The 25,214-nt window shown below is 55.7% G+C and carries 25 protein-coding genes and 2 pseudogenes; 8 read left to right on the forward strand and 19 right to left on the reverse strand.

What is annotated here, in order from left to right:
• Positions 1-34 precede the first annotated feature (34 nt).
• The 7 genes and pseudogenes from AACY11_RS14830 to AACY11_RS14860 form a co-directional block, all read right to left on the reverse strand.
• Complete coding sequence (locus tag AACY11_RS14830) at positions 35-340, reverse strand: hypothetical protein (RefSeq protein WP_339464119.1); 306 nt, start codon at positions 338-340, stop codon at positions 35-37.
• Positions 333-1,052, reverse strand: coding sequence for a DUF4225 domain-containing protein (locus AACY11_RS14835; protein WP_339495076.1), 720 nt, complete (start codon positions 1,050-1,052; stop codon positions 333-335). Before AACY11_RS14835 ends, AACY11_RS14830 begins: the two co-directional genes overlap by 8 nt.
• Positions 1,049-1,534, reverse strand: a pseudogene (locus tag AACY11_RS14840) (Hcp family type VI secretion system effector). The gene AACY11_RS14835 and the pseudogene AACY11_RS14840 overlap by 4 nt, the downstream one beginning before the upstream one ends.
• Positions 1,535-2,138: 604 nt before the next feature.
• Positions 2,139-2,573, reverse strand: coding sequence for a hypothetical protein (locus tag AACY11_RS14845; RefSeq protein WP_339495077.1), 435 nt, complete (start codon positions 2,571-2,573; stop codon positions 2,139-2,141).
• A 59-nt stretch (positions 2,574-2,632) separates the two neighbouring features.
• Positions 2,633-3,334 (reverse strand): hypothetical protein, encoded by a 702-nt coding sequence (locus tag AACY11_RS14850; RefSeq protein ID WP_339495078.1) that lies wholly within the window; start codon positions 3,332-3,334, stop codon positions 2,633-2,635.
• A gap of 1,024 nt (positions 3,335-4,358) precedes the next feature.
• Positions 4,359-5,084 (reverse strand): hypothetical protein, encoded by a 726-nt coding sequence (locus AACY11_RS14855; protein ID WP_339495079.1) that lies wholly within the window; start codon positions 5,082-5,084, stop codon positions 4,359-4,361.
• Positions 5,085-5,268: 184 nt separating this feature from the next.
• Positions 5,269-5,727: pseudogene (locus AACY11_RS14860) on the reverse strand (GPO family capsid scaffolding protein); the annotation flags it as partial.
• A 129-nt stretch (positions 5,728-5,856) separates the two neighbouring features.
• On the opposite strand from AACY11_RS14860, the gene AACY11_RS14865 reads away from it, so the two are divergent.
• Positions 5,857-6,114, forward strand: coding sequence for an ogr/Delta-like zinc finger family protein (locus AACY11_RS14865; protein ID WP_339495083.1), 258 nt, complete (start codon positions 5,857-5,859; stop codon positions 6,112-6,114).
• A gap of 83 nt (positions 6,115-6,197) precedes the next feature.
• Here AACY11_RS14865 and AACY11_RS14870 read toward each other — a convergent pair whose 3' ends face one another.
• The 6 genes from AACY11_RS14870 to AACY11_RS14895 all read right to left on the reverse strand — a co-directional run bounded on the left by AACY11_RS14870 (position 6,198) and on the right by AACY11_RS14895 (position 13,298).
• Positions 6,198-6,488 (reverse strand): hypothetical protein, encoded by a 291-nt coding sequence (locus AACY11_RS14870; RefSeq protein ID WP_339495085.1) that lies wholly within the window; start codon positions 6,486-6,488, stop codon positions 6,198-6,200.
• Positions 6,489-6,985: 497 nt separating this feature from the next.
• Entirely contained in the window at positions 6,986-8,764 is a 1,779-nt protein-coding gene (locus AACY11_RS14875; RefSeq protein ID WP_339495087.1) for a DUF927 domain-containing protein, read from the reverse strand.
• A complete protein-coding gene (locus tag AACY11_RS14880; protein ID WP_339495088.1) occupies positions 8,761-9,774 on the reverse strand; it encodes a toprim domain-containing protein in 1,014 nt (337 codons plus the stop codon). The genes AACY11_RS14875 and AACY11_RS14880 overlap by 4 nt, the downstream gene beginning before the upstream one ends.
• A 201-nt stretch (positions 9,775-9,975) precedes the next feature.
• Positions 9,976-10,590: a hypothetical protein gene (locus AACY11_RS14885; RefSeq protein WP_339495090.1), complete on the reverse strand. Its 615-nt coding sequence runs from the start codon at positions 10,588-10,590 to the stop codon at positions 9,976-9,978.
• 606 nt (positions 10,591-11,196) lie between these two features.
• Entirely contained in the window at positions 11,197-11,412 is a 216-nt protein-coding gene (locus AACY11_RS14890; protein WP_339495091.1) for a helix-turn-helix transcriptional regulator, read from the reverse strand.
• A gap of 464 nt (positions 11,413-11,876) precedes the next feature.
• On the reverse strand, positions 11,877-13,298 hold the full coding sequence (locus AACY11_RS14895) for a tyrosine-type recombinase/integrase (RefSeq protein ID WP_339495093.1): 1,422 nt from the start codon (positions 13,296-13,298) through the stop codon (positions 11,877-11,879).
• 138 nt (positions 13,299-13,436) lie between these two features.
• Here AACY11_RS14895 and arfB point away from each other — a divergent pair, with 138 nt between their 5' ends.
• Positions 13,437-13,850, forward strand: coding sequence for an alternative ribosome rescue aminoacyl-tRNA hydrolase ArfB (gene arfB / locus AACY11_RS14900; protein WP_339495095.1), 414 nt, complete (start codon positions 13,437-13,439; stop codon positions 13,848-13,850).
• On the opposite strand, the gene AACY11_RS14905 is transcribed toward arfB, so the two are convergent.
• The 6 genes from AACY11_RS14905 to phhA form a co-directional block, all read right to left on the reverse strand.
• Positions 13,847-15,046 (reverse strand): MFS transporter, encoded by a 1,200-nt coding sequence (locus AACY11_RS14905; protein ID WP_339495096.1) that lies wholly within the window; start codon positions 15,044-15,046, stop codon positions 13,847-13,849. The two genes, arfB and AACY11_RS14905, sit on opposite strands and share 4 nt — an antisense overlap.
• A 103-nt stretch (positions 15,047-15,149) precedes the next feature.
• On the reverse strand, positions 15,150-15,332 hold the full coding sequence (locus AACY11_RS14910) for a hypothetical protein (protein ID WP_042558181.1): 183 nt from the start codon (positions 15,330-15,332) through the stop codon (positions 15,150-15,152).
• Positions 15,333-15,402: 70 nt separating this feature from the next.
• The gene (locus AACY11_RS14915; RefSeq protein ID WP_260455831.1) at positions 15,403-15,534 is read right to left on the reverse strand and encodes a hypothetical protein; all 132 of its coding nucleotides are present in this window, start codon (positions 15,532-15,534) and stop codon (positions 15,403-15,405) included.
• 270 nt (positions 15,535-15,804) lie between these two features.
• Positions 15,805-16,998 (reverse strand): amino acid aminotransferase, encoded by a 1,194-nt coding sequence (locus tag AACY11_RS14920; protein ID WP_339495098.1) that lies wholly within the window; start codon positions 16,996-16,998, stop codon positions 15,805-15,807.
• On the reverse strand, positions 16,998-17,354 hold the full coding sequence (locus tag AACY11_RS14925) for a 4a-hydroxytetrahydrobiopterin dehydratase (RefSeq protein WP_003222798.1): 357 nt from the start codon (positions 17,352-17,354) through the stop codon (positions 16,998-17,000). Before AACY11_RS14925 ends, AACY11_RS14920 begins: the two co-directional genes overlap by 1 nt.
• Before the next feature lie 107 nt (positions 17,355-17,461).
• On the reverse strand, positions 17,462-18,253 hold the full coding sequence (gene phhA / locus AACY11_RS14930; protein WP_339432637.1) for a phenylalanine 4-monooxygenase: 792 nt from the start codon (positions 18,251-18,253) through the stop codon (positions 17,462-17,464).
• 325 nt (positions 18,254-18,578) lie between these two features.
• Here phhA and AACY11_RS14935 point away from each other — a divergent pair, with 325 nt between their 5' ends.
• From AACY11_RS14935 to flgJ, 6 genes are all read left to right on the forward strand, one after another.
• Positions 18,579-20,138, forward strand: coding sequence for a sigma-54-dependent transcriptional regulator (locus AACY11_RS14935; protein WP_221732010.1), 1,560 nt, complete (start codon positions 18,579-18,581; stop codon positions 20,136-20,138).
• Between the two features lie 310 nt (positions 20,139-20,448).
• Positions 20,449-21,189 (forward strand): flagellar basal body rod protein FlgF, encoded by a 741-nt coding sequence (locus AACY11_RS14940; protein ID WP_339495099.1) that lies wholly within the window; start codon positions 20,449-20,451, stop codon positions 21,187-21,189.
• Between the two features lie 45 nt (positions 21,190-21,234).
• Complete coding sequence (flgG, locus tag AACY11_RS14945) at positions 21,235-22,020, forward strand: flagellar basal-body rod protein FlgG (RefSeq protein ID WP_187677348.1); 786 nt, start codon at positions 21,235-21,237, stop codon at positions 22,018-22,020.
• A gap of 52 nt (positions 22,021-22,072) precedes the next feature.
• Positions 22,073-22,768, forward strand: a complete 696-nt coding sequence (gene flgH / locus AACY11_RS14950) for a flagellar basal body L-ring protein FlgH (protein ID WP_339432636.1) — start codon at positions 22,073-22,075, stop codon at positions 22,766-22,768.
• 27 nt (positions 22,769-22,795) lie between these two features.
• Positions 22,796-23,884: a flagellar basal body P-ring protein FlgI gene (locus AACY11_RS14955; protein ID WP_221732045.1), complete on the forward strand. Its 1,089-nt coding sequence runs from the start codon at positions 22,796-22,798 to the stop codon at positions 23,882-23,884.
• An 11-nt stretch (positions 23,885-23,895) separates the two neighbouring features.
• Positions 23,896-25,191, forward strand: coding sequence for a flagellar assembly peptidoglycan hydrolase FlgJ (gene flgJ, locus AACY11_RS14960; protein WP_339495100.1), 1,296 nt, complete (start codon positions 23,896-23,898; stop codon positions 25,189-25,191).
• Positions 25,192-25,214 lie beyond the last annotated feature (23 nt).

Genomic DNA, 25,214 nt, shown 5'->3' on the forward strand with positions numbered 1-25,214 from the left:
AGATTGATTAGTCTCTAATGTAACTACTTGAGAATCAGTGTTTTTTATTTTCTTTGCTTGGCGTGCAAAGCGTTTGAAGTATGGCGCTTGCAAAGGCAATCCATCGAATCATGTAGTTGTTTTCAATAGTGTCTTTGGATGAAGGGATGAATAAGATGTAGCCATAGCGAGCAACGTTAAGTTGTATTGCCCCCCAAAGCATGAGTAATGCAAAAAAGAACCAAAACATTCCGGGTTTAAGATTAGGTCCTGAAATTTTTTTTGCTGTTAAGTAAAAAATCCAAAATGCTACTAAAGAAACAAGTGAGTATAGTGTTGTTGTAAGTGGTTGGCTACTCATCACTATTTTTTTTCTCCTTGTATATTGAGTTTATTGTTATTGAGTTTGAGATGGCCTCAAAAGACAGTGCTGATTTACTTGCTTTTTCATACCCGCGTACGTAATCAGCTCGTACATATCTAAACAATCGCCATGCATCAGGCTTTAACACTTGACCGGCAACTCCATATACGGAAAGCCCTAAATCAACGACTCCATATGCCATATTTCCTTCAGGCTCTCCGGTGCCTACCAGTTTTGCAGCCTCTTGGTAACCTTTTCTGACTGGCCCCTGCGTATCTGAGCGATCTTCCCACAAATTTCGCCCATTCTCATATACGTTATTCGCCCCATGAAGCATCAAAGGGGTACCTGCGAGTAGACAAAGTGTGCCCGCGGAGCCGTAACAGATCCCCGCGCCTGCTGCAAATTGGAGCGCTCCAGCAATTGCTCCCACGCCTTTTTGAGCAACCTCCAGTGACTGGCTTAGAAGGCTGCTCTGTTCATTCTTGAGATCCTTTAGAGCCTGCTCGGGATTTTTTTCACCCTGTGCAACTGCATCAACAATGCTTTTGGCGTAGTAAGAAACCTCTCGACCAAATTGCAAGCGTAGCGTGCCGTCCTTAATGTGCCTGGCACCTAATGTGCAGGCTTGGCTTCCAAGTCTTCTTGCGGCTTCACTGACAAGCCAATAATCGCAACTACCGGGTTTGCATTCACTTATTGGTTTCACGCCTCGTTTCCCCAGGTGCTGTGGCCGCTGGTTCCAGCTGAGTGGTGTACCCAGGTGATCTCCCTATAGCGAATAGCCAGGTGTTCCTACGGCTCTGCATCGTTTTGCAAAATAGAGTGAGGCATCTCAAGCGTCAGATCGGCAATAACACCGCCAGTAATCGAGATGGAATAAAACTTTTCCTGTATGCCAAAGGAGGACACGCGATAAAAGTTGATCGTGCAGTCTATTTTTTCTCTGGTTGATAGTGCATGAGCGAGAAGTGGTGAGGATTTGTCGACGTTCTTAGTTATGATGAGAGGGCTGTGTGTCGGCTTATTAATGTTTTCGATATTGGCCATGTTGTGGCTGTAAGACAACACCATAACTTCGTCTGTATGTCCTGCCTGATATTTATTGCCAATAGAGTCTGGGCTTGAGCAGCCCGCTGAAATCAAACCTTGAGTTCTACCGGTGATGGACATATATCCGTGGTTGGCCATTTCTTGACACTCCTTTAGTCGACCTGAAATTGTATTACAAGGACTTGAGGTGTTCTGTAGGGCGTTTCTGAAAAGCATGTTGGTGTCTGCTGGCTGGCGCTATCTCCAGTGCGCAGGCCTTCGTCCATGTATCCCGTTCAGGCCTGGCATCTGTTTCGCGGTATCCTGCGCACTCTGAATACGGACGCTTTTCCATGCTGGTGATTTCCAATCACTTATTCTCGGATTTATGGATTGGCTTAAGGTTCTTTAAATATAGGGCTTTAGGCGTTATTTGATGTTTGGTATTTCTGGTGGAAATTCGATTTTTTCCCGTTTCTATCCCGTATTTGTTTTGTACCTCTTGTTTATAGGTAGCGCAATAAACGTTGGCGACCGGTAGAGCGCCCTAGCTGTGTGAAAACGCATGCACCGTTTTGTAGTCTGCGTTGCTACGTAAAATTTGCCTGTGCTTGGGTGGTCAGGCAGATCGAAAATTTACGTCGGAACGCGGCTTTTGTTCGGGTTTTGACGTACCAAACGTGCTCTAAGCGTTTTCATGCACCCTTGAACCTTTGCAGGAATTCATAACGCTCGCGCTAACCGGCGCGAACTACTTGAGCCACTAGTAGGTTTCGAAGTAAATGACTTTTGCACCGAGTTGTTCACAGGCGATTGATAGATCCTTGTCAGCTGTAAGCAGAGTGAAATCGTTCATGAAGGCCGCTTCAGCAATTAACGAATCTTGAGGGTTATTTCGCTTTCTTTTGTTGAGCGAGTCTAGTTTGTTATGAAGCTTGCTATACCAAACTCCACTACCGATCTTGTCAAGATCGACGTGCGATATATCTGCCAAGAATGTTTCAGTTGCAATTGTTTCTGGCTGGATTAATTCTTTGAATTTTGATAACAGCGCCTCTCTTCGATTGGCGTCTGATGTCTTCTTTATTTCATCAATCTGGATGTGCGTGGCATAGAATTCTCCATTCGAAGGAAGTTCTTCGGGTTTGATCTTCCGGTCAAGTAACTTGTTGAATATGCATGTGTCGAGCATGTACATGGTAAATACCTCGCGTTTGGCAAAGGAGCTGCTGCACGGCAACCCATTTGAGCACAATATCATGAAACTTGTTCCTGAAATTTAATAGGTTGTTTTACGAGATCAATCGTATCAATTACGTGTGCTATGTCTGCAAGGCTACCAATTTTTAGGGGTAGTGGCCCGACGCGTGTGGTTTGATTTAGGGCAATGCGCCATTCGTGCTGCCATGCGTACTCCTTGAATTTATTAAATACATTCAGTCGGCTGTGATGTAATGCACGTTCAATATAGTTGACTTTTCCACCTATAATATTATTGTCTTCTAATGTGTAGATAAATTGATTGTCGTCTATAGAGCTTTTTAAGCGATTCCAGAATTTACTTATATCGCTGCCGCAAATAAAAACTGCTTTGTTGCCGAATTTCGAAAAGTTACTTGATAGATGCAAGCCGTGCTCGCCAGAGTTTAATATATCTTGATCGGTGATTATTGTCATGCTGTAGATGTTGGTTTCATCCTGACGGCACTTTCGTATATCAATTTTTCCAACAGCCTCTGTAATGACTCGCCCATTGATTTCTAGAGTTATATTTTCAGGTAATAAACTAGCGGAGAGTCCTTCGTGAACATCGCCTCTCAATGCTGGATCGCTATCTTCGTATGCTCTAAAAAATTGAATATTGTTCATAAACAATAAACCTTCATTTATAAAGCTGTCGACGTATTGCTCATCCATGAATTTGATAAGCAACCGATTACGGTTTTCTGGGCTTGACATTGGAGCTCCATGAAAGGGATGTAGCTACTAATAGGCGGTATTGTATGTCGGGTTTCTTATCGCGATTGCATGGCCTGCCTGACTGCGGTAGAGATTCAGCGTAGCAGGTAGATGCCATTTGCCACTACTGGCGGCTTTTGTCCGGTTTATGACGGCCATGATGCACAACGCGTGCTGGTCAAATTCAATGCACATTGCGCGGCGGGGCGAGTGCTAGCGAGTGGTCAAGTGGAGTTCAATTTCACACCTGCCGCAAAAAATCCAATCATGAAAAAAAGGCAGCATGAAAAAGCACTTATCCCCCTCCCGCCGACGCGCTCTGTGTGATTTTTTTGTGCAAATCTCAAGGTAGTGCAACCAGGGTTCTAGCCCAGTCTGGCTGCGGGGCTTCCGAGACAATCGCCTTTTTCATTTTGTGCAAAGTTTTGCAAGGAAATGCAAAGCCAATGCACTGGCAGCGCGTCCATACCTGACGGCGTTTCAAGTCACCAAACCCAATGGCAATAAGGGTGCACCCGTGTTTTCTGAAAGTGAACAGATTGTTTTTTTTGGTTGCATTCATCATGAGGTGGGAGCGAATGGAAAGCGTGCAAGCCAAATGGAGCAAGGCTTTCAGCCCAGTTTTTCGGATTTTGTCGATTGCATTTCTCTTCGTGCGAGCGTCTGCGGTGGTGCAATCGAAAACGCAGCTATCGCCCATTGCGGAGCGGGCCTGAAAACAGCTTTGTGTGAGAGTCTCCGGAACAGGCAAAGTCTCGCAGGCGGGGTGGAAGATCGAAGGGAGGAGTGAGGCCGCTCGGGCGGCGGCCTTACAGGATGTCGCTATCGTATCGTTCTGTGTTGGGTGCGCTGATGCCACCGGGGTGGTTGGTGAGGGCGAGGGTTGTCCTGGGGCTGGAGCGCCACCGAAACATCCTCACCCTCTGGCGGATTAGAGTCCTTTCCACGTCCGACCGGCGCTGGTCTCCAGCGATCTGTTGCAGATCCTGGAATGTCAAAACTCCCAGCGTCTCGTTGAACACTTTCAGCGATCCACGTTTGCTTTCTTAAGTCTCAGCAATTCACCGGGTGTGTTCACTACTACTTCTTTCGACACGGCGGGCGGCATCGTTACCAATGATGGTGCCAGTGCGCTTTCCTCATCATCGCCAAACAGTTTCTCAAGGTCTTTACCGAAAGCCTTCCAGGTAAGCTCATTCGTTTTTGCTTGTCTCTCGCGCATGCTATTACAGCCACGCAATAAACCATCGTGCTCTTCAAGACTTCTGAGGAACAATGCGCGGGACAAAGCGAACATTTCCAACAAGCTTTCCCGCATACCGTCTTGAGCAAATATTTTTGCAAGTTGAGTTTGCCAATGCACCTTGTTAATTACGTTAGGAACACCTGCCAGCTTTATTCGAGCTTCTGCTACTCGAACAATTAAGTTATTTTGAAGGCCGGTTCTTGCTTCGGCGGTGACACGTAGCGCCTGAGCATCCTTCCTGAGTTGGGCGCTACGTTCAATTTCTTCATTGATTTTATCCTGGTCGATGGTGGCAGACTTCGCTAAGTCATTCCAAGACGCATCGGTACGTTTGGCTTGCCCTTCCAACTCAGAGGCTTTTTGATTGATCCGTTGGCTTTCCTGTGTCACTTCGGCGAGCTGATTTTGCAGGGCAATGTAACTTTCTTTGTCGGCGTCAAAACAAGCCACGAGCTCCCGTAGTTCTGGTGCCAGGTTGGCTCGATCAATAGTGGTGAGTTGCATGTCAATGTTCCTTAGTCATTTAATTAATGTTGGGGGCGTCAAAGTGTGGGCTACGCTAAAGCACTCGTTTGCCCGGCTTGGATTTGTTAGTCAGCTCTCGACGTTCTCTAGCTTCATTCGAAAAAAATATCATCTTCCGCTTCGCTCGCTCCAGGTTGGCTGCTAACGCCTTACTACGCAGTTGCGACGGCAGTGGCATAGATGCAGTGCGATAGGAGGCTTTGTTGGCCCGTTTGGAAAAATAAAGTTCCTGAGTTCCAAGGCTGGCAGGTTCATCAGTGACGGCCAGACCGGTCATGTAGGCCCGTCCAGAACCCGCAAAATTCGGAGTAATCTCCACGCTGGAAAACAGCTTTTCTCCGTCACTATTTAACTTGAGTAGTCGGGAGTTTGGTTTCATCTGTACCTCTAGTGCAACTTGGCCCTTTCCAAATGAGGGGTCGCCGTCAATCAGGCGTACGGCGAAGACAGTCCCGTGGGCACCATTACAGCGCTGATGCTCAACCCAAATAACAGCGGTGTACGTCGATGGCTTGTAGGTTTCTGCACAGTCGCGTAGTTCCTGTGGTTTGATTTCTCGGCCGTCGGCAGTTGGGCCACTGATGGCGACACGCTTCCAAGAAGAAACAAGTGATCGGGGCATTAAGCGCCTCCCTGAGTGATATGGTTAATTTCTTTGAGTGCGGTCAGTATGAAGTTGCTCAATATGCTTTTATTGCGTGTTAATATTAACACAATTCAATTGATTGTCTGACATGTAGAGTTGATCTTTATGCGGGTTTATTGCAGAGAGTGTGGAAGTAAGGCGCTTATTACTGAGGAAGAAAAAATGTCGTCAGTGTTTTCAAAGCTTTACTGTCAATGTACGAACGCTAGGGCGTGCGGTCACAGCTTTGTTGCGCATATTAACTTTTCGCACACTCTTAAGCCTTCAGCTGTTAAGCCGAATAACTCTCTGCTTGTGCGTTTGTGTGAGCTGCCCAGGGATCAGCAACTTCAGATGTTCGAACAGTTAGATGTTTCAAAGTGAGCTGGAGTTATTTAACTGACTTAAATTCCGAATAAGTGAAAGGCCCCACCATAACCGCTTGGGGCTTTGTTTGTTTTGGTCGATCAGCTAGTACCGCAATTGTCGAATAACCAGTCTTTCTGACCCGCCAGTTCGGCCACCTGGACGCACATCGGTGTGATCTGCCGGAGCAGGCCCTGCGCGATTTGGAGCTGCTCCCGAAGCTTGCGGTTGTCGTCTCGCAGATCGGCGATTTGCTCGGATTGCCGGATCATCATTTCGATACCCGCGATGAACGCCTGGCTACCGGTCGCTTTCCCCGTCATTGCCTTGGCTTGCAGTATCAAAAAGGGCGATGGATCTCGGATGGTGAGTACCTTTTTCTGCTCTCTCATTGCGTTTTCCTTGCTAGCAATTCTTAACCTGGTGCGCAGATCGATCGCGAAAAGTGATAGCAGTTTTGTCGACGCTGACGGGGGTAAAACTGCTCGCCAAGTGGCGATGCGTTCACTGGCTTTGTCGTGCCTGGATGTCCGTCACCTGGATTGCTATTTTTTTTCTAGACCAGCCTCCCGACATTCCGTCAACAAAAAACACTGCCACCCCCCTTATACCGCGTCTAATTTCAAAAACTTGAGGGAACACGGGAACTCGGGATCAACCGCTCTAGAATGCGGCTTTCAGAGCATCTGGCCGTTCCCGCTTTTTTTTGAGCGGGAACAGAGGAAGTGGTAAAGCCCCTATTAAACAGAGTTGTGTTCCCATGTTCCCACTCTTGTGTTTTATATGGGAACGCTAGAAACCCCGTATTTACTGGCTTGTTCCCTTGTTCCCACTGTTCCCATCAAAAATTCACAGTGCGCTTATGGTTTGATGATGACCGCTGTTGACTTTACCCCTCATTTTCCAGTCGCTCGGGGTCGATCACGTAAAAACGGGAACTGCCACCACCTGGCGTGCGGTACTTTTTTGTCCGCCTGCTACCCTTGGCTTCCTCGTCAACTTTTACAATTGCCGAAGCTCCTAATAGGGCTCGTAGAATTCGTTCTTTACCGAAGCCAGAAGCCGCTTCCAGAAGTGCGGGTGTGTTGAACAGGTACAGGCGTTTGTCATCGTCTACCTCGTAGAACCCTGCTCGTTCACGGACAGTCAGGTTGGCGTGTTCTGCGCGTACATCCGAAAAACGGCTGTCACCATGTAGAGCGATAAAATCAGCGAGACCACGTAAGATCTGGCGATCTTCCGCGTTGCCATCACCCGTTGTTAAGAGCCATTCGTTGAACAGAAGGCGACAGGCCTTTATGGCTGTTCCTTTCGGCCAGTTCAGCAAGTTGCGGCGGATAGCCGATTCACCCGCCAGAGCCATAATCGCGAAGCGATCAGCCACCCGCCCAGCCTGTGAACTCTCAGTACCAAAGGCTTCCCGCACCTGCCTGAAAGCGCTGTGCAGATCCTCGGGCTTCTGGATCAGCGATTCCACAAATGCCGGGCCAACATGGCCGTAGTGCTGCGCCACAGCATCGTTGACGACCCGGTGAAAATCTTGCCCCGTCAGTCCGTGCACATCGTCGAAGGCGCGGTGCGTGCGAGTGCCGGCATTGACGTCCACCATGCGCAGCTCAGCTCCGGCGTGGGCGCCACTACCACCGATGGCGGCATGGTCTGACAATGAGCGCTCGCCGCTGGAAAGCGCCAGTACACGCCAGGTCAACTTGGCGCGTCCCTCCCGCTCCCTGGTCATGGTTCCCTTGCCCATCCCGTTGGCGATGGCATACGCCATTTCCTGAACACGCTTGGGGTCGGCCCGTTTGATTTCGTCCAGGATCAATACGGTGTCGTTGCGCGAGGCAGCCTCAATCTCGACACCGCCTTTCGATACGTCCCATGACGCCGCGAAGCTCCCTGGGTTGCCCCACACGGATGCAGCCAAGAGCTGGGCAAGCGATTTACCACTCGACGAATCGCCCACCAGGTGAACACCGCCCCCATTCACCCCCACCTTGGCGAGCAGAGGCCCCGCCAAGGCGCAGCAGACCGACAGGATCAACACGGGGTTGCCCAGGCAGCGGGTAGCAATCTCGGTCTGCCAGCCGCTGATAGACCCCTTGTCGGTGAAGATGTTGGCTGCCCTGCCAGAGTCCTGGAAACGCACGTTTTCGCCGCCGATGACGCGAGAGGGCAACACAAACGCCCCTGATTCATGCCAGCCCGGTTTGGTGGTGGTCGCGATCACCAGTTCGGGCGCTTGATGGCTAGCCAGGTAGGGGACGATCTGGCGGCGCTGGTGGTGCTCGATGACCAGACCCCGCCCCATCAGAACTTTCAGAACCTCATCACCTTTACCGGCCAGCGCTTCCATGGGCATGACCCATTCAATACGCCTTCCCCGGTGGCTGAAAGATAGGAGCCGCCCAATGGTGCCGTCTTCTGAGTTGGCCGTTTCAGCTTCAACGTTTAGAGGCGCACAGATCCAGTGGTCTACGGGGATGGCCTTTTCATCCGGCCCGCTTTGCTTCAAGCCGTGATACCAGGTGCCTGGCTTGTATGTCCTGCCCTCGATGGTGCGATGGTTCTCGTAGACGGCATAACGTGGCCGCTCCAGTTTTTCAGGTGCTGGAGCAGCAGGGTCACCAACCAGGCTCAGGGTGGACGCTTTTTCGTGAGTGCTCATACCTTGCGGCTCTTTTTAGATTGACCTGCAAGCAAGAGGTGCAGGTCGTTGAAGTCGGATAGGTCGGACGGGGCCTCAGCGGGCCATTCCGGGAAAACCACACGAGCGTCGGTTGCGCGGGCTGCTTGGTTGGCAGCACGTTTCCCCGGATTGCCAATCGTCTTTCGGTCGTCATCACCAGCAATGACCAGATCCAACGTTGCGCCGTAGCGCTCACGCATTGCCACGGCCACCGGCTTGAGGTTGCCCGCGTTCATTGCGCAGACCACCGGACTCCCGGTGTTGTTGTGCAGGGTTGCGCCAGTGGCCCAGCCTTCGCAGACATACAGGCGGCAGCCGTCGGAGAACTTGCCCAAAGGCGAATAGCAGCCCTGGACACGACCACCCGTCAAAAAGCGTTTACCACCGTCCGGCGTGATGATTTGCAGATTGACCAAGCGCCCGTCATCGCAGAGCGGAACCAGCAGGCGACCCTGGCCCAACTGGCGCAGCAGATACGGCTGCACACCTTTGGCTAACAAGTAGGTGTGCAGTGGATCGGCGAGCTTCGCCATTTTCCAGAGCTGCGACGCCTGGCGGGCAGCAGCAAGGTTTTTCGCCTCCTGGAGCTGCTGCTCACGCAGACGCCACGATGCGCGCTCCTGATCGGCCTGTCGGCGGCGTTCTTGGAGCTGCTGAGCATCGGCAGCCGTGAGATTGAACAGGCCCAGCCGTAGACGGTCGTCAATCTCCTTGGCGGCGTCCAGTTGTCGGCAACCGTTGAGATAGGCCAGAAGTGACACCAGGTCACCACCGTGCGCACTGTCGTCGGCAAAGTCATTCCATCGGCCAGAGTCGAGCGACACGCCAAAGGAACCGGCTTTCTGATCCCCGCGGGCAATGTTGGGTGCCACCCATTCGCGGCCTTTGCGAGTGCCTCCTGGTAGCCACTCAGGTAACAGAGTTTCAGCAGCGCTCAGGGCGTGCAGGGCGGTTTGTCGTATCAGGTCGAGGGGAGTGGGCTTACTCATGAGTACTTCCCTCCTGGTTCGTTTCCAGTCGTGTCAGGTAGGTCTCTACCGCATTAACGTCCCAGCGCACTGTGCGACCGAAACGGATGGGTGTGGGGAAACCCGATGTTGTAGACCAGCGCCACCAGGTAGTGCGACTGATCTGGTAGCGAGCGCAAAGCTGCTGTGCTGTCGCCCATACGGACGTTGGAATAGTCGTATTCATTGCGCATCACCCAACGCACGGGTGGCCCGCACAAAAGCGTGTTTATCGTCGAGTGTGTAGGCAGTGTTCGGCATAAGGCCGTTCTCACCGATGTAGCCGATAACGGTTCTAAACCGTTCTTCTCGGCTGTCTCTGTACCTGAGCCGGATTTCGCCTTTCTCGCCGGCGGAAACGACTCCCTTAATTCCGGCGCTGGCCATCCCACTTGCCCCGGCTGAGGCCTGGCCATAGTCACCTGCGATGGCTGTCCCCAGGACTCCGGCAACGGCGTTGCTACAGTCCCGGACAGTGGCCACTCCACAATCTCCAACGATGGCTGTAGCGAACTCTCCGGCATAGGCTGTGCCAAAGTCTCCTGCGTGAGCCTTGCCGCGATCCCCTACGACGGCGAAACCACTTTCCCCGACAACGGCTTTACCGCTGTCTCCGGCAATCGCGGTGCCGTAGTCCCCAGCCTGGACATTCTGCTGGTCTCCGACTTGGTAATAGGTACGGACGGGAGCTGCATACCCGTCATGATTTATTTGTTTGACCTGGTGCTGGATACCAGAGGCTTTTTTCGGGCAAGCCGATCCCATCAGCGCATTACTGCGCATTTGAAAAATGATCATTGTGTTAAACCCGTCGAGTAAGTTGGGCTACGCGACCGTTATTAGCGGCCAACAAAGGCGATAGAACGCTGAGATTGTTTATGCTTAGTCGTGGCTGGCTAATGGGCAGTAATTTACTCGATGCAACGTTGTTTCACGCGAGTTGGAAACAATGGCTTCACAGCTTCGGACAATGGCCATATGGGCGTTATAGCGATTGAGTCGAACGGATAGGGATGAGTTTGCGCGGAGGGCGCTCAAGGCCATGCGACGGTGAGCAAGTGCGCGGATTGCGGGCGGAATGAGGGCAGACATGGGTGGAGCTCCTGACGTAGTGTTGGAGCTGCCACCGATCGTCGCCAAACGATTTAAGGTGGCAGCTGTGCGCAGGTTGGCGAACCGGGACGTTAGGCACCCGGCAGACCCGAAGGTCTCCCGCGCACAGCCACCATAAACAGGATGTGCGGGCACAAAAAAAGCGCCTGCAATCGTAATGGGGGCGCTTGTGCGCCTAACAGTAATCGGGTCGCCAAACCCGGTCGCTGAATTAGCAGCGACAGACGAACGATAGCCGTGCACGAACGAGTTTGCAACCCTTGGTCGAGTTGTTATGCAGGTTGCCATTGCTCAACCCTTCTGGCTGGTGAGGAATGCGTCCACGGCATCGGCATCCCAGCGCAGGATGCGGCCGGCGCGAAGCGGGGTTGGAAAATTTTCGACTTTCGACCAGCGCCACCAGGTGGTGCGGCTGATCTGATAGAGGGTGCAGAGTTGTTCTGTAGTGGCTCGGATCCCTGCACGCGGCAGGTTTGGGCGTGGGGTATTGTCGGTGGATAGCGTCATTGCTTGCTTACTCTAACGGCGTACGGAAAAGCCGAGAGCGTGAAAGTGTTCGCGTCGATGGGAGGACATTGCATAGTCCGCCTCATGGCAATACAGTTTCATGGCAGGCCAAAAGCCCGCAAAGAAGCCCCTCAAAAAGCTTCGTCTCTCGGATGGCGTACTGGCTTGTTGCGGTATGCAGGGGACGCTCCAACGTTCCTTTCCGAATCGGCCTCGGTACCTCAAATACCGGGGCTTTTTCTTGCCTGCTAATTACCGACTTTGCTGATTTGCCCAATGTTCTTTGGTGTTTAGGGCGTCACGACATAACTCGCCAGTGCCCACATGGTAGCGGGGCGTTTCAGGCGCATTCAACTCTAAGGTGTCGACAGAGCGCGTGTTTGAACTGCCTTTCGATGCTTAAAGAGCTTCCCCAAGGGGCATATGGGACACATATGTCAATATGCCCGGCAATGGTCACCAATCTACCGTTCGTCGGATTTTTTCCTGCGGGTGAGTAAAACGACATTGCTGCTGGACTGGTCTCCCTTTACTAAGGCATCCAAGTAGCGCCCCCATTGCTCCAGAGCGGCACGTTTTTCTGGTAGATAGGCGTATCGGTCGTAGTGCTTCGCTTGCACCCCACTGCGGCCATGCGACAGCAGCCAAGCGCGCACCTCTGAACTGATGCCCTGGTGCGCCATTAGGGTTTCAGCAGTGACACGAACATTGCGATAGGTGAAGAGGCGAGTCTTGCCGGCCTTTGCCAGCACCTGGCCTGCCTCGCTGAACGCCTTGATGATCGTTGAGGTGCTTGCAGTCGTGCCTTCTGAGAAGGAGAAAGGGCCATCGCCTATGTGGTGCTCGACCATGGGGGCCATTATTTCGGCAATGCGCTTTGTGATGGGTAGGAGGTGCTCCCAGGCTTGATCTTTGCGCCCCTTGGAGTCCATAAGGCAAATGGTGTCGTCGGTAACGGCGTTCCAGGGCACGGAGCAAAGCTGGGTCATCCGCTGCCCGCCGAGGTAGATTAGGGCGTTGGCTATGCCCCGTTTAGGCTCGGGTAATTTGTCCAGGTAACGCAGCAGTTCGCCCATCTCCGACGGCGTCAGTGATTCCGTATTGGCTCGCTTGGCTCCTTGTACGGACGGAACATCCCGAACAGGGTTGGCCTGTATGGCAAACACTTTACCGCTGTGCGCCATTCGTTCAGGCGAGAGGTGCGCTTTGACGGCGTGACTGAAGGCTGCTTGCAGTGACAGACGGAGGTTGTTGCAGATCGAGCGCATATCGTTTGATGCACCGCCTGCAGCATGGTTGCCGACCCCTCGGCCTTTGGGTTTGCGTCCCAGCACGCCGGATAAGATGAGCTGGATATCCTCGGGCTCGATCAGGGCGGCGGGGCGCTGAATGAGGTCGGAGTGATAGTCCTTGATATGAGACTTGAATTGGTTCGCTACGGCCCTATGACTCACCTTTCCTGACATTTCCAGGTGAGCGACGTAGCTGTCCAACAGGTCGCCGAAGGTGCCGCGTCTCGCCTCAAGGGCGGCTTGCGCGGCGACCTGTGCCAACTCTGCCGCTGCTGTGGCCTTTAGGGCCAATTGTTGTTCCAGGTACTGTTCCAGCCCACCCGCAGCGATTGACGCGGTAGCGACACGCAGCGCCGCCAGTCGCATAGCGTCCAGATCCATTTCATTCGTGTCGGGGCGTGGGTTTTTGGTCAATGTGCCCAATGCTATGCGCTTGTCCCCTGCGTTGGTGCGCTCTCGGTAGTAGCCGTTGATGAACCCCGCCGTCTTGCGCTCGAGTGTCAGGGTGCCTTTGCCACGGGAGCCTATAGGTTCGGATTTCTTGCCCTTGACGTTGTAGGCTTCCATTTCTGTCAGTCGAATGCGCTTGGCCATTTTCCCGTTTGTTTCCCGTTTCGCCTGAAAAGTAACGTTGTAGAGTGAAACACTGAGACAATAGAAGAACGCCTAAAGCCATAATAATCAAGGGCTTTACGGATACTGAGAGTTATTCGGAATCACTATGAGAATGCAATGCTGAGGGTTTCCAACAACGTGCATCTGCCGGATGCCGAGATCGAATTGACGGCCATCCGTGCCCAAGGCGCCGGCGGGCAGAATGTCAACAAAGTCTCCAGCGCCATGCTCCTGCGCTTCGACATTCCGGCCTCGTCCTTGCCTGATTTCTACAAGGAGCGACTGCTCGCGTTGCGCGACAGTCGCATCACCAGCGATGGCGTGTTGATCATCAAGGCCCAGCAATATCGTACGCAGGAAGCCAACCGCGCCGATGCGCTGGAGCGTCTGGTCGAGTTGATCCTGAGCGCCACCAAAGTCGAAAAGAAACGCCGCCCGACCAAGCCGACCCTTGGCTCGAAGAAGCGTCGGCTTGAATCGAAAACCAAGCGCGGCAGTATCAAGGCTGGGCGCGGCAAGGTGGATTTCTAGTCTTCCCGATACTTGGCGGTGTGACGGTACAGATAGACGCTCAACGCCAATCCACTTAGAGAAGCGAGGGCGGCGAACAGGAAGATCGAGGCAAAACCGAAGCCTGCCGCAATCGCACCGGCCAATGGCCCGGTGATCCCCAGCGACAAATCGATGAACAGCGAGTAAGCGCCGACTGCCGCGCCGCGACTGGACGCGGGCACCAGATTCACCGCTTCCACACCCAGCGCCGGGAATACCAGCGAGAAACCAAAACCGCTCAACGCTGCGCCGGCCAATGCCCAATGGGCATCCGGTGCCAGCCACAACAGCAATAGGCCAAGGGTTTCCACCGACAGGCAGGCAATCGCCACGCGAAAGCCTCCAAGACGATTGATCAGGTTGCCGAACAGCAGGCGCGCACCGATGAAACTGGCGCCGAACAGACTCAGGCAGAGCACCGCGTTGTCCCATTGCTGAGTGGCGTAATAGAGGGTGATGAAGGTGGCGATGGTACCGAAGCCGATTGAACCCAGCGCCAGGCCGCAGCCGTGAGGGAGAACGCGGCCCAGCACATGCATGAATGGTAGACGTTCACCGACGACAATCGGCGCGGCGGTTTTTGGCCAGGCCAGTAACAGGCCCAACGCGGCCAGCAGAATGATGCTCACCCCCATGCTCCACAAGCCCAGACGGCTGACCAGCCACACGCCGAACGGTGCGCCAATTGCCAGCGCGCCATAGCTGGCGATGCCGTTCCACGAGATCACTTTGGCGGTGTTCGCCGCGCCAACCCGACCAATGCCCCAGCCGATCGAGCCGGAACCGACCAGACTTTCCGCGCTGCCCAGCACCAGTCGGCCGATCAACAGGCTGATCAGGCTGAGCATCGGCATGTTCGGTGTCCATGCTGAAATCAGCATGAACACACCGCTCAAACCACAGCCCGCCAAGCCATACATCACTGCCAGCTTGCTGCCCTTGTTGTCGATGATCTTGCCTGCATACGGACGGCTGAGCAGGGTGGCCAGATACTGCACGCTGATCACCAGGCCAGCGATTACCGCGCCGAAACCGAGGTCGCTGTGGACGTAGCCCGGCAGTACAGCGAGTGGAATGCCGATGTTCAGATAGCCGATAAAGGTGAAGAGGACGATGGAAACGACTTGCAGCGTGACCGCCAGGGGGCGCTGGGGCTCTGACATAGAGAACGACATGGGTAAAGGTCCACGGGAGCAGCAGATTAGATAGGCTGCTCATGATACCGGCGCGAACGTTTCAGGGGCGGGGAAAAGTAAAACTATTTGCCGGTCGACGGTTTCAGGGTTTGGCGGGGGCGACCAGTTGCGTGGTGACCAGTGCGGCAAGTGCGTTCTCTTCGCTGCCGAAACGGGCGAGCAGGGCGGCTTGCTTCTCGGGGGAGAGCCGACTCCAGATTTCGATCATTTTCTCGGTGGCACCGATCAGAACGGCGGCTTGGCTTTCGGAGAATTCGTCGGTCATGGCGGGCTCGGGGTTTCAGGCAGTGTGGAAAGCGCATGTTAGCGCTTTCCACACGGTCTGTACGGCGGGGTTACTCTTCGCTGTCGGCCGGACGGCTCTCAACGGCTTCTTTCGGTTCGGGCTGCCCCGCGCCGGCTTGTTGCGTGGTCGTCTGCTCAGGTACGTGCAGGCTTGGGAAGGGGAGATTAGGAATCTCGTGCATGGTTGCGCTCCTCGCTAAGTCTGTTGATAGATCTGGTAGATCCGCGCTTTTTGAAAGCCTGAGCAGGATACAGCAGGAAAAATGACAATCAGACTTTTAATTCGAATTATTGCGACAAATGGCCGCAGGGGGAGCAAAAACAAAGATCACCGCAAAGTAAATGTGGGAGCGGGCTTGCTCGCGAAGGCGGTGTATCAGGCAACTTAATTGTCGACTGACACTGCGCCTTCGCGAGCAAGCCCGCTCCCACAGCGGTTTGTGTGGCTGGATCTATTTGCTGACGTCAGCGATCGCTTGTGCCAGCAAGGCGAGGCGTGTGGCGTCGATACCGGCCACGTTCGCCCGGCCTGAGCTGACCATGTAAACGCTGTGTTGCTCGCGCAGTTGTTTCACTTGCTCGGGTGACAGGCCGGTGTAAGAGAACATTCCGCGCTGCACGCCAATGTGCGCAAAACGCTCACGCAGACCATGGGGCTCCAGCGCCTCGACCAAACCGCTGCGTAATTGCGCGATACGCAAACGCATGGCCTCCACTTCGTCGGCCCAGCGGCTTTTCAGCTCTGGATCGGCAAGGATGGTCGCTACAACGGCTGCGCCGTGATCCGGTGGGGTCGACCACAGGTTGCGGGCGATGTTGGCCAGTTGGCTGCGAATGTCGATGAGCTTGTCGGCGGTGTTCGCGCAGACGATCAGCGCGCCGGTGCGGTCGCGATACAGGCCGAAGTTCTTCGAGCAGGAACTGGTGATCAGCAACTCCGGCAGTTGCGCGGCGAACAAGCGGGTCGGCCACGCGTCTTGCTCCAGACCATCGCCAAAGCCCTGGTAGGCAAAGTCGATCAGCGGCAGCAAATCGCGACGGCGCACGACTTCCAGCACGCGCTGCCAGTCGTCGTGGTTCAGGTCGAAACCGGTCGGGTTGTGGCAGCACGCATGCAACAGCACCACATCGCCCTTCGGTGCTTCATTGAGCACTGCGAGCATGGCTTCGACGTCGAGACGGTTATCGCTGCCCACATACGGGTAGTGACTGATCTTGACGCCGGCCGCCGCGAAAATGGTTTCGTGGATCGGCCAGGTCGGGTTGCTCAGCCATACGCCTTTGCCCGGCAAGCACTGCGCGATGAAGTCGGCGGCCAGACGCAGGGCACCGGTGCCGCCCGGGGTCTGAGTAGCGCCGGCGCGTTGTTCGGCGATCAACTTCGAGTCAGCACCCAGTACCAGCTCATTGATGACTTTGCCAAACGACGGATTGCCGTGGCCGCCGATGTAGGTTTTGGTGTCCTGGCTTTCGACCAGCCGTGCCTCGGCGATCTTCACTGCCTCGGGGATTGGCGTGAGGCCTTGGGCATCCTTGTAGACGCCAACACCCAGGTCGAATTTGCGCGGGTTGCTGTCCTGCGCATACGCCTCCATCAAACCGAGGATCGGGTCGCCGGGTACCCGGCCAATGGCGTCGAAGTGCATTACTTGCGTCCTTCTGCGGTCTTGGCCACTTCGTCGGTGCGTGCGGCCATGATGAAGTCGTTGCGGTGCAGGCCTTTGATCGAGTGGCTCCACCAGGTCACGGTGACTTTGCCCCACTCGGTCAACAGGCCCGGGTGGTGACCTTCGGCCTCGGAGATTTCGCCGACGGCGTTGGTGAAGGCCAGTGCATGTTTGAAGTTCTTGAACAGGAAGACTTTCTCCAGCTGCATGATGCTGTCGCGTACTTCGATGTTCCAGTCAGGGATCTGCTTGATCAGGATCGGCAGTTCTTCGTCGCTGACTTGTGGCGCATCGGCGCGGCAGGCTTCGCAGTGGGCTTGGTTCAAAGTGGACATGGTTGGATTCCTGAATCGAGTGTTTTTTTTATAACGGTCGTCAATTGCGCCACGCTAAACCAAAGTGGCGCTAACGGACAGACTCACTTGTAAGCAAAAGCCACGGTTCACGCCGCTTTTGGTTTCGGCGGAAATTTTGGTGCATGCAGACCCAACTGCATGCCTTGTCTGACCATGGCCATGATGTCTTCATGGGCCACGTCGAACAGGCGCTTGAGGTTTGGCAGGACAAAGTACAGTGGTTGCAGAATGTCGATGCGGTACGGCGTGCGCATGGCTTCCAGCGGATCGAATGTCTGATGCTCAGGTTCGTCCGACAGGCAGTAAACGGTTTCTTTCGGTGAGGACAGGATGCCGCCGCCGTAGATCCGCTTGCCTTGCGGGGTGTCGACCAGGCCGAACTCGATGGTCATCCAGTACAGGCGCGCCAGGTACACGCGCTCTTCCTTGGTCGCTTGCAGGCCGAGTTTGCCGTAGGTGTGGGTGAATTCAGCGAACCACGGGTTGGTCAGCAGCGGGCAGTGACCAAAAATCTCGTGGAAAATGTCCGGCTCTTGCAGGTAGTCGAGTTCTTCGCGGGTACGAATAAACGTGGCCACCGGAAATTGCTTGCTGGCGAGCAGTTCAAAGAACGTCTGGAAGGGAATCAGTGCCGGGACGCGAGCGACCTGCCAGCCAGTGGTTTCACCGAGCACCTTGTTGATTTCGCTCAGTTGCGGAATGCGGTCGTGGGGCAGGCCGAGTTGTTCGATACCGTCCAGATATTCCTGGCACGCACGGCCTTCGATCACTTTCAGTTGGCGAGTGATCAGCGTGTTCCACACCGCGTGTTCTTCGGCGGGGTAGTCGATAAAACCTTGCGCATCGGGCTCGCGGGCCACGTATTGCGTCTGCTTCATGCTGCTCTCCTGCTAGGGGAATTCGTTCTTGTTATGTCCAGCGATGGACTCAGAATGACTCGAGAGCGTGTTGATTTGCAGCGGGTTGAATGGCGTCCTTGTAGGAAAGATCGTCGATTTTCGTAAAGTATTCGTTACGGATTGTAGTCTGCTTCGCGTTTGCTGCGATTTTCAGGTTTGAAAAGGCTATTGGGTGTCACATAATCTTGACGACTATCTGCGCGCCTCGACAGAAAAGTGAGACCAGGGTGCGCCGCAAAACCCTGTGGGAGCCGCTTGCTTGCACAGGGGTTGTGTTCAACCTAATCCTTGTCAGGCCTTTTCTATGCGCATCAAAGTCCACTGCCAGAACCGCATCGGTATCTTGCGCGACATCCTCAACCTGCTGGTGGCTTACGGAATCAACGTCGCGCGCGGCGAGGTCGGTGGTGAGCACGGCAACGCGATCTATCTGCATTGTCCCAACCTGATCAATATCCAGTTCCAGGCGCTGCGGCCGAAGTTCGAGGCGATTGCCGGGGTGTTCGGGGTCAAGCGAGTAGGGCTGATGCCCAGCGAGCGACGGCACATGGAGTTGAATGCCTTGCTCGGCGCCTTGGAATTCCCGGTGCTGTCGATCGACATGGGCGGCTCGATTGTCGCGGCGAACCGGGCGGCGGCACAGTTGCTGGGCGTACGGGTTGATGAGGTGCCGGGGATTCCGCTCTCGCGCTATGCCGAGGATTTCGATTTGCCGGAACTGGTGCGCGCCAACAAATCGCGAATCAACGGTATGCGGGTCAAGGTCAAGGGTGACGTCTTTCTGGCCGACATCGCACCGCTGCAATCAGAGCACGACGACAGCGAAGCCATGGCTGGTGCGGTGTTGACGTTGCATCGCGCCGACCGCGTCGGCGAGCGCATCTATAACGTGCGCAAACAAGAGTTGCGCGGGTTCGACAGCATCTTCCAAAGCTCGAAAGTCATGGCCGCGGTGGTGCGCGAGGCGCGACGCATGGCGCCATTGGACGCACCTTTATTGATAGAGGGTGAGACCGGCACGGGCAAGGAGTTGCTGGCGCGCGCCTGCCACCTCGCCAGTCCGCGTGGGCAGTCGCCGTTGATGGCGCTCAATTGCGCGGGGCTGCCGGAGTCGATGGCTGAGACCGAGCTGTTTGGCTATGGCCCGGGTGCTTTCGAAGGTGCGCGCGCCGAAGGCAAACTCGGGCTGCTGGAGCTGACGGCGGGCGGCACCTTGTTTCTCGATGGCGTCGGTGAGATGAGCCCGCGTTTGCAGGTGAAGTTGCTGCGTTTTCTGCAGGATGGCTGTTTCCGTCGGGTCGGCAGCGACGAAGAGGTTTATCTGGATGTGCGGGTGATCTGCGCCACGCAGGTCGACTTGTCGGAGCTGTGCGCGCGCGGTGAGTTTCGCCAGGATTTGTATCACCGCTTGAACGTGCTTTCGCTGCACATTCCACCGTTGCGTGAATGCCTCGATGGCTTGACGCCGCTGGTGGAGCACTTCCTCGATCAGGCCAGTCGGCAGATCGGGTGTTCGCTGCCCAAACTGGCACCGGCGGCGATGGACCGGCTTAGTCATTACCATTGGCCGGGTAATGTGCGGCAGTTGGAAAACGTGCTGTTCCAGGCCGTTTCGCTGTGTGATGGCGGTACGGTCAAGGCTGAGCATATTCGTCTGCCGGATTACGGCGTGCGTCAGCCGCTTGGCGATTTTTCGCTGGAGGGTGGTTTGGACGAGATTGTCGGGCGCTTTGAGAAAGCAGTGCTGGAGCGGTTGTATTCCGAGCATCCGAGCAGTCGGCAATTAGGCAAGCGGTTGGGGGTTTCGCATACGACCATTGCCAATAAGTTGCGGGAGTATGAAGTCGGTAAAACCGATTCATAGCCCAAACATGTGTGGGTAATGATGGCCTCTTCGCGAGCAAGCCTGCTTGCACATTTGCAATGCAATCGCTGTGGGCGCGAGCTTGCTCGCGAAGGCGTTGGTACCGACAGCCTCAGCGCCAGGCTTTGCCACCTACCGGCATAACACCGCCGGTTTTTCGACTTCGATACATTTCTCCCGTTCGCGCAAAACCCCTCAAGTCCTTTGTTTGCCGGGCCTGAAGCCGCCAGAAAAAAGTTGGTCTGCAAATTGCTTATGGCTCAGCAGTACAGCGGTGGGCGGCAAACGTCCGGCATGCAGAGGAAAGAGTGTGGACAAGTACCTTTATGTGGCAATGACCGGCGCCAGCCAGAACGCACTGGCGCAAAAGGCGCATGCCAACAACCTGGCGAACATCTCCACCAATGGTTTTCAGCGCGACCTGGAGCAGGCGCGTTCGATGCCGGTGTTCGGTGACAGCTTTCCGGCGCGTGCGTATGCCATGAGCGAACGTCCCGCCACTGATTTCACCCCAGGCTCGCTGGTGCAGACCGGCCGTGACCTCGACGTCGCCGTGGCCGGCAATGGTTGGATCGCCGTGCAGAACCCGAACGGTGGCGAAAGCTACGTGCGTACCGGCAGCCTGAATGTCGACGCCCTCGGCGTACTGCGCGCCGGCAACGGCATGCCGGTGATGGGCAATGGCGGTCCGATCGCCGTGCCGCCCGAGCAGCAGATCGAAGTCGGTGAAGACGGCACCATCAGTATTCGTGCGATGGGCGAAGGCCCGCGCGTCATGGCAGAGGTGGACCGGATCAAACTGGTCAACCCGGACATCAAGAACATGAATAAGGGCCTCGATGGCTCGATTTACACCAAGGACGGCAAGCCTGCGCCGGCCGATGCCAATGTCAAACTGGTGTCGGGTTTCCTGGAGTCGAGCAACGTCAATGCCGTGGAAGAGATGACATCGGTGCTGGCCCTGGCCAAGCAGTTCGAGTTGCACGTCAAGATGATGAACACCGCCAAAGACGACGACCAGGCCATGGCTCGGGTCTTGCAGATCAGCTAATTATCAGAACGTCGCGCCGTAAAACAGGCGCACGAGGAGAATCGAATGCTTCCGGCTCTATGGGTTGCCAAAACAGGTCTGTCCGCCCAGGACACCAACCTGACGACCATTTCCAACAACCTGGCGAACGTCTCGACTACGGGTTTCAAACGTGATCGCGCCGAATTCCAGGACTTGCTGTATCAGATCAAGCGTCAGCCAGGCGCCCAGTCGACTCAGGACAGCGAGCTGCCGTCGGGTCTGCAAGTGGGTACGGGTGTGCGCATCGTCGGTACGCAGAAAAACTTCACCGCCGGTAGCCTGCAAACCACCGAGCAGCCGCTGGATCTGGCCGTTGATGGTCGCGGTTTCTTCCAGATTCTGCAGCCGGACGGCACCACGTCCTACACCCGTGACGGTACTTTTCACCTCGATTCCAATGGCCAGGTCGTCAATGCCAGCGGTTTCGCCCTGGAACCCGCCATCGTCATCCCGAACGATGCGCAGACCTTCACTGTGGGTCGTGATGGCACCGTCTCGATCACCGTTGCCGGTAACCCGGCATCCCAGGTGATCGGCAACCTGCAAACCGCCGACTTCATCAACCCGGCCGGTCTGCAAGCGGTGGGTAACAACCTGTTCCTGGAAACCGCTGCGTCGGGTGCGCCGCAAGTCGGTACGCCGGGCCTGAACGGTTTCGGCACCACACTGCAGAACACCCTGGAAACCTCCAACGTCAGCACCGTTGAAGAGATGGTCAACATGATCACCACTCAGCGCGCTTACGAGATGAACTCCAAGGTGATCTCCACCGCCGACCAGATGCTCTCGTTCGTAACGCAGAATCTGTAATCAAGTCTATGAGGCGGCCATGAGGTCGCCTGCAACACCGTGAGGTAGGGTCATGAATCGCTTCGTATCTGTTCTGGCATTGAGTGGAGTCGTCTCGCTCGCGGGCTGCGTCGCTCCGACGCCCAAGCCCAATGACCCTTACTACGCTCCGGTGTTGCCGCGCACGCCGTTGCCGGCGGCAGCCAACAACGGCTCGATCTATCAGGCCGGCTTCGAGCAGAACCTGTACAGCGACCGCAAGGCGTTCCGGGTCGGTGACATCATCACCATCACCCTGAACGAGAGAACCCAGGCGAGCAAAAACGCCAACTCGCAAGTGGCCAAGAACAGCAAGACCGGCATCGGCCTGACTTCGTTGTTTGGCGGCAGCGGTACCCTCAACAACCCGTTGGGCAGTACTGATCTGAGCCTGGACGTCGGCTACAGCGGCGACCGCGCAACCAAGGGCGACAGCAAGTCCGGCCAGAGCAACAGCCTGACCGGTTCGATTACCGTGACCGTGGCCGACGTGCTGCCCAATGGCATCATCGCTGTGCGCGGCGAGAAGTGGATGACCCTCAATACCGGCGATGAGCTGGTGCGGATCGCCGGTCTGGTACGTGCCGATGACATCGCCACTGACAACACCGTGTCGTCGACCCGTGTCGCCGATGCGCGCATCACCTACTCGGGCACCGGCTCGTTTGCCGATGCGAGTCAGCCAGGCTGGTTCGACCGTTTCTTCCTCAGCCCGCTGTTCCCTTTCTAGGTGGCTACGTTGAATTTCAGAAGCCTTATGGTGGCCGCGTTTTTGTTGTCGGCGGCCTTCAATGCACAAGCCGAACGGTTGAAGGACATCGCCAGCATTTCCGGCGTGCGTTCCAACCAGTTGATCGGCTATGGCCTGGTGGTCGGGCTGAATGGCACCGGTGACCAGACGACGCAAACGCCGTTCACCCTGCAGACCTTCAACAACATGCTCTCGCAGTTCGGCATCAAGGTGCCGGCAGGGTCGGGCAACGTGCAGTTGAAAAACGTCGCGGCGGTGTCGGTGAGTGCCGATCTGCCTGCGTTTGCCAAACCGGGTCAACAAGTCGACATCACCGTTTCGTCCATCGGTAACTCCAAGAGCCTGCGCGGCGGCACGTTGCTGCTGACGCCGCTCAAGGGTATCGACGGTAATGTCTACGCCATCGCTCAGGGCAACCTGGTGGTGGGCGGTTTTGATGCCGAAGGTCGCGACGGTTCGAAGATCACTGTCAACGTTCCGTCGGCCGGTCGTATTCCTGGCGGTGCGTCGGTGGAACGTTCGGTGCCGAGTGGTTTCAATCAGGGCAACAGCCTGACGCTGAACCTCAATCGTTCTGACTTCACCACTGCCAAGCGCATCGTCGACAAGATCAACGACATGCTCGGCCCTGGTGTGGCGCAGGCCGTTGATGGTGGATCGGTTCGCGTCACCGCACCGCTCGACCCGAGCCAGCGTGTCGACTATCTGTCGATTCTGGAAAACCTTGAAGTCGACCCCGGTCAGGCGGTGGCCAAAGTCATCATCAACTCGCGTACCGGCACCATCGTCATCGGTCAGAACGTGAAAGTCTCGCCAGCCGCCGTCACCCACGGCAGCCTGACCGTGACCATCACCGAAGACCCGATCGTCAGCCAGCCGGGCCCGTTGTCCAACGGCCAGACTGCCGTTGTGCCGCGCTCGCGGGTCAATGCCCAGCAAGAAGCCAAGCCAATGTTCAAGTTCGGCCCGGGCACCACCCTCGACGAGATCGTCCGGGCGGTGAACCAGGTCGGCGCGGCGCCGGGTGACTTGATGGCGATCCTTGAAGCACTGAAGCAGGCCGGCGCGTTGCAAGCCGACCTGATCGTGATCTGAGGACGACGACCATGGACATGCGCAAGAGCGGGCTGGTCAGTAGCAGCGATTCGGGTTCTTACTCTGACCTCAATCGCCTGAACCAGCTCAAGGTTGGCGACAAGGACAGCGATGCGAACATGCGCAAAGTGGCGCAGGAGTTCGAGTCGCTGTTTCTCGGCGAGATGCTCAAGTCGATGCGTTCGGCCACCGAGGCGCTGGGGCAGGACAATCCGCTCAACACGCCGGCGGCCAAGCAGTATCAGAAAATGTACGACCAGCAACTGGCCGTGTCGCTGTCCCGCGAGGGCGGTGGTATCGGTCTGGCCGACGTGCTGATGCGCCAGATGTCGAAGAACAAGCCCCTGGCGTCCGGCTTGGCGGCGGCCGCGTCCGCCGCCAAGCAGGAAGAAGCCAAAGCCAAGGCTGCTGCCGTGGCAACGCCGATTGCCGCTGGCACGGTCGCCACCCATGGCCCGTTGTCGCGACTCAATGGCGAACGTCCATTGTGGGCCTCGCGTTCAGTCAATGCGCCGAACACGCAACTGGACCATCGCAACGACATGGCATTGATCAATCAGCGGCGTTTGGCTTTGCCACCGAAACTGGCTGATCGCCTGCTCGCGGGTCTGGTGCCGTCGGCCACTGCGACGAACGCCGCGACACAATTGCCACAGCGCGCTACGACGGCCGCCACCACTGGCGCAGGTCCGTTGTACAACGGCGACTGGCTGGCACGCGCCGAGGCCGATAAGGCTTCCGGCGGGCAGATGCAGGTTTACGGCCGTGCGGTGGCACAGATTCCGCTGGCCCCGGCGAAGAAAGCCTTCAGCTCCGCCGACGAATTCGTCAACACCATGCTGCCCATGGCCAAGGAAGCGGCTGACCGTATCGGTGTCGATCCACGTTATCTGGTGGCGCAAGCGGCACTGGAAACCGGTTGGGGCAAATCGGTCATGCGCGCACAGGATGGCAGTAGCAGCCACAACCTGTTCGGCATCAAGGCCAGCAGTAACTGGAAGGGTGATTCGGCCCGGGCAATCACCAGCGAGTTCCGTAATGGCGCGATGGTCAAGGAGACGGCCGAGTTCCGTTCCTACGCCTCGTACAAGGACAGCTTCCATGATCTGGTGACTTTGCTGCAGAGCAATAATCGCTATCAAGATGTGCTGAAGTCGGCCGATAACCCAGAACAGTTTGTACGCGAGTTGCAAAAGGCCGGTTACGCCACCGACCCGAACTACGCAAACAAGATTTCGCAGATTGCCAAGCAGATGAACAGTTTCCAAAACTACGCTGCGGCGGGTGTATCCACCACGCCTTTATAAGGCACAAGGTATAAGGTCTGAAC

The organism is Pseudomonas sp. RA_105y_Pfl2_P56, from assembly GCF_963970845.1.
Taxonomy (GTDB): domain Bacteria; phylum Pseudomonadota; class Gammaproteobacteria; order Pseudomonadales; family Pseudomonadaceae; genus Aquipseudomonas; species Aquipseudomonas baetica_A.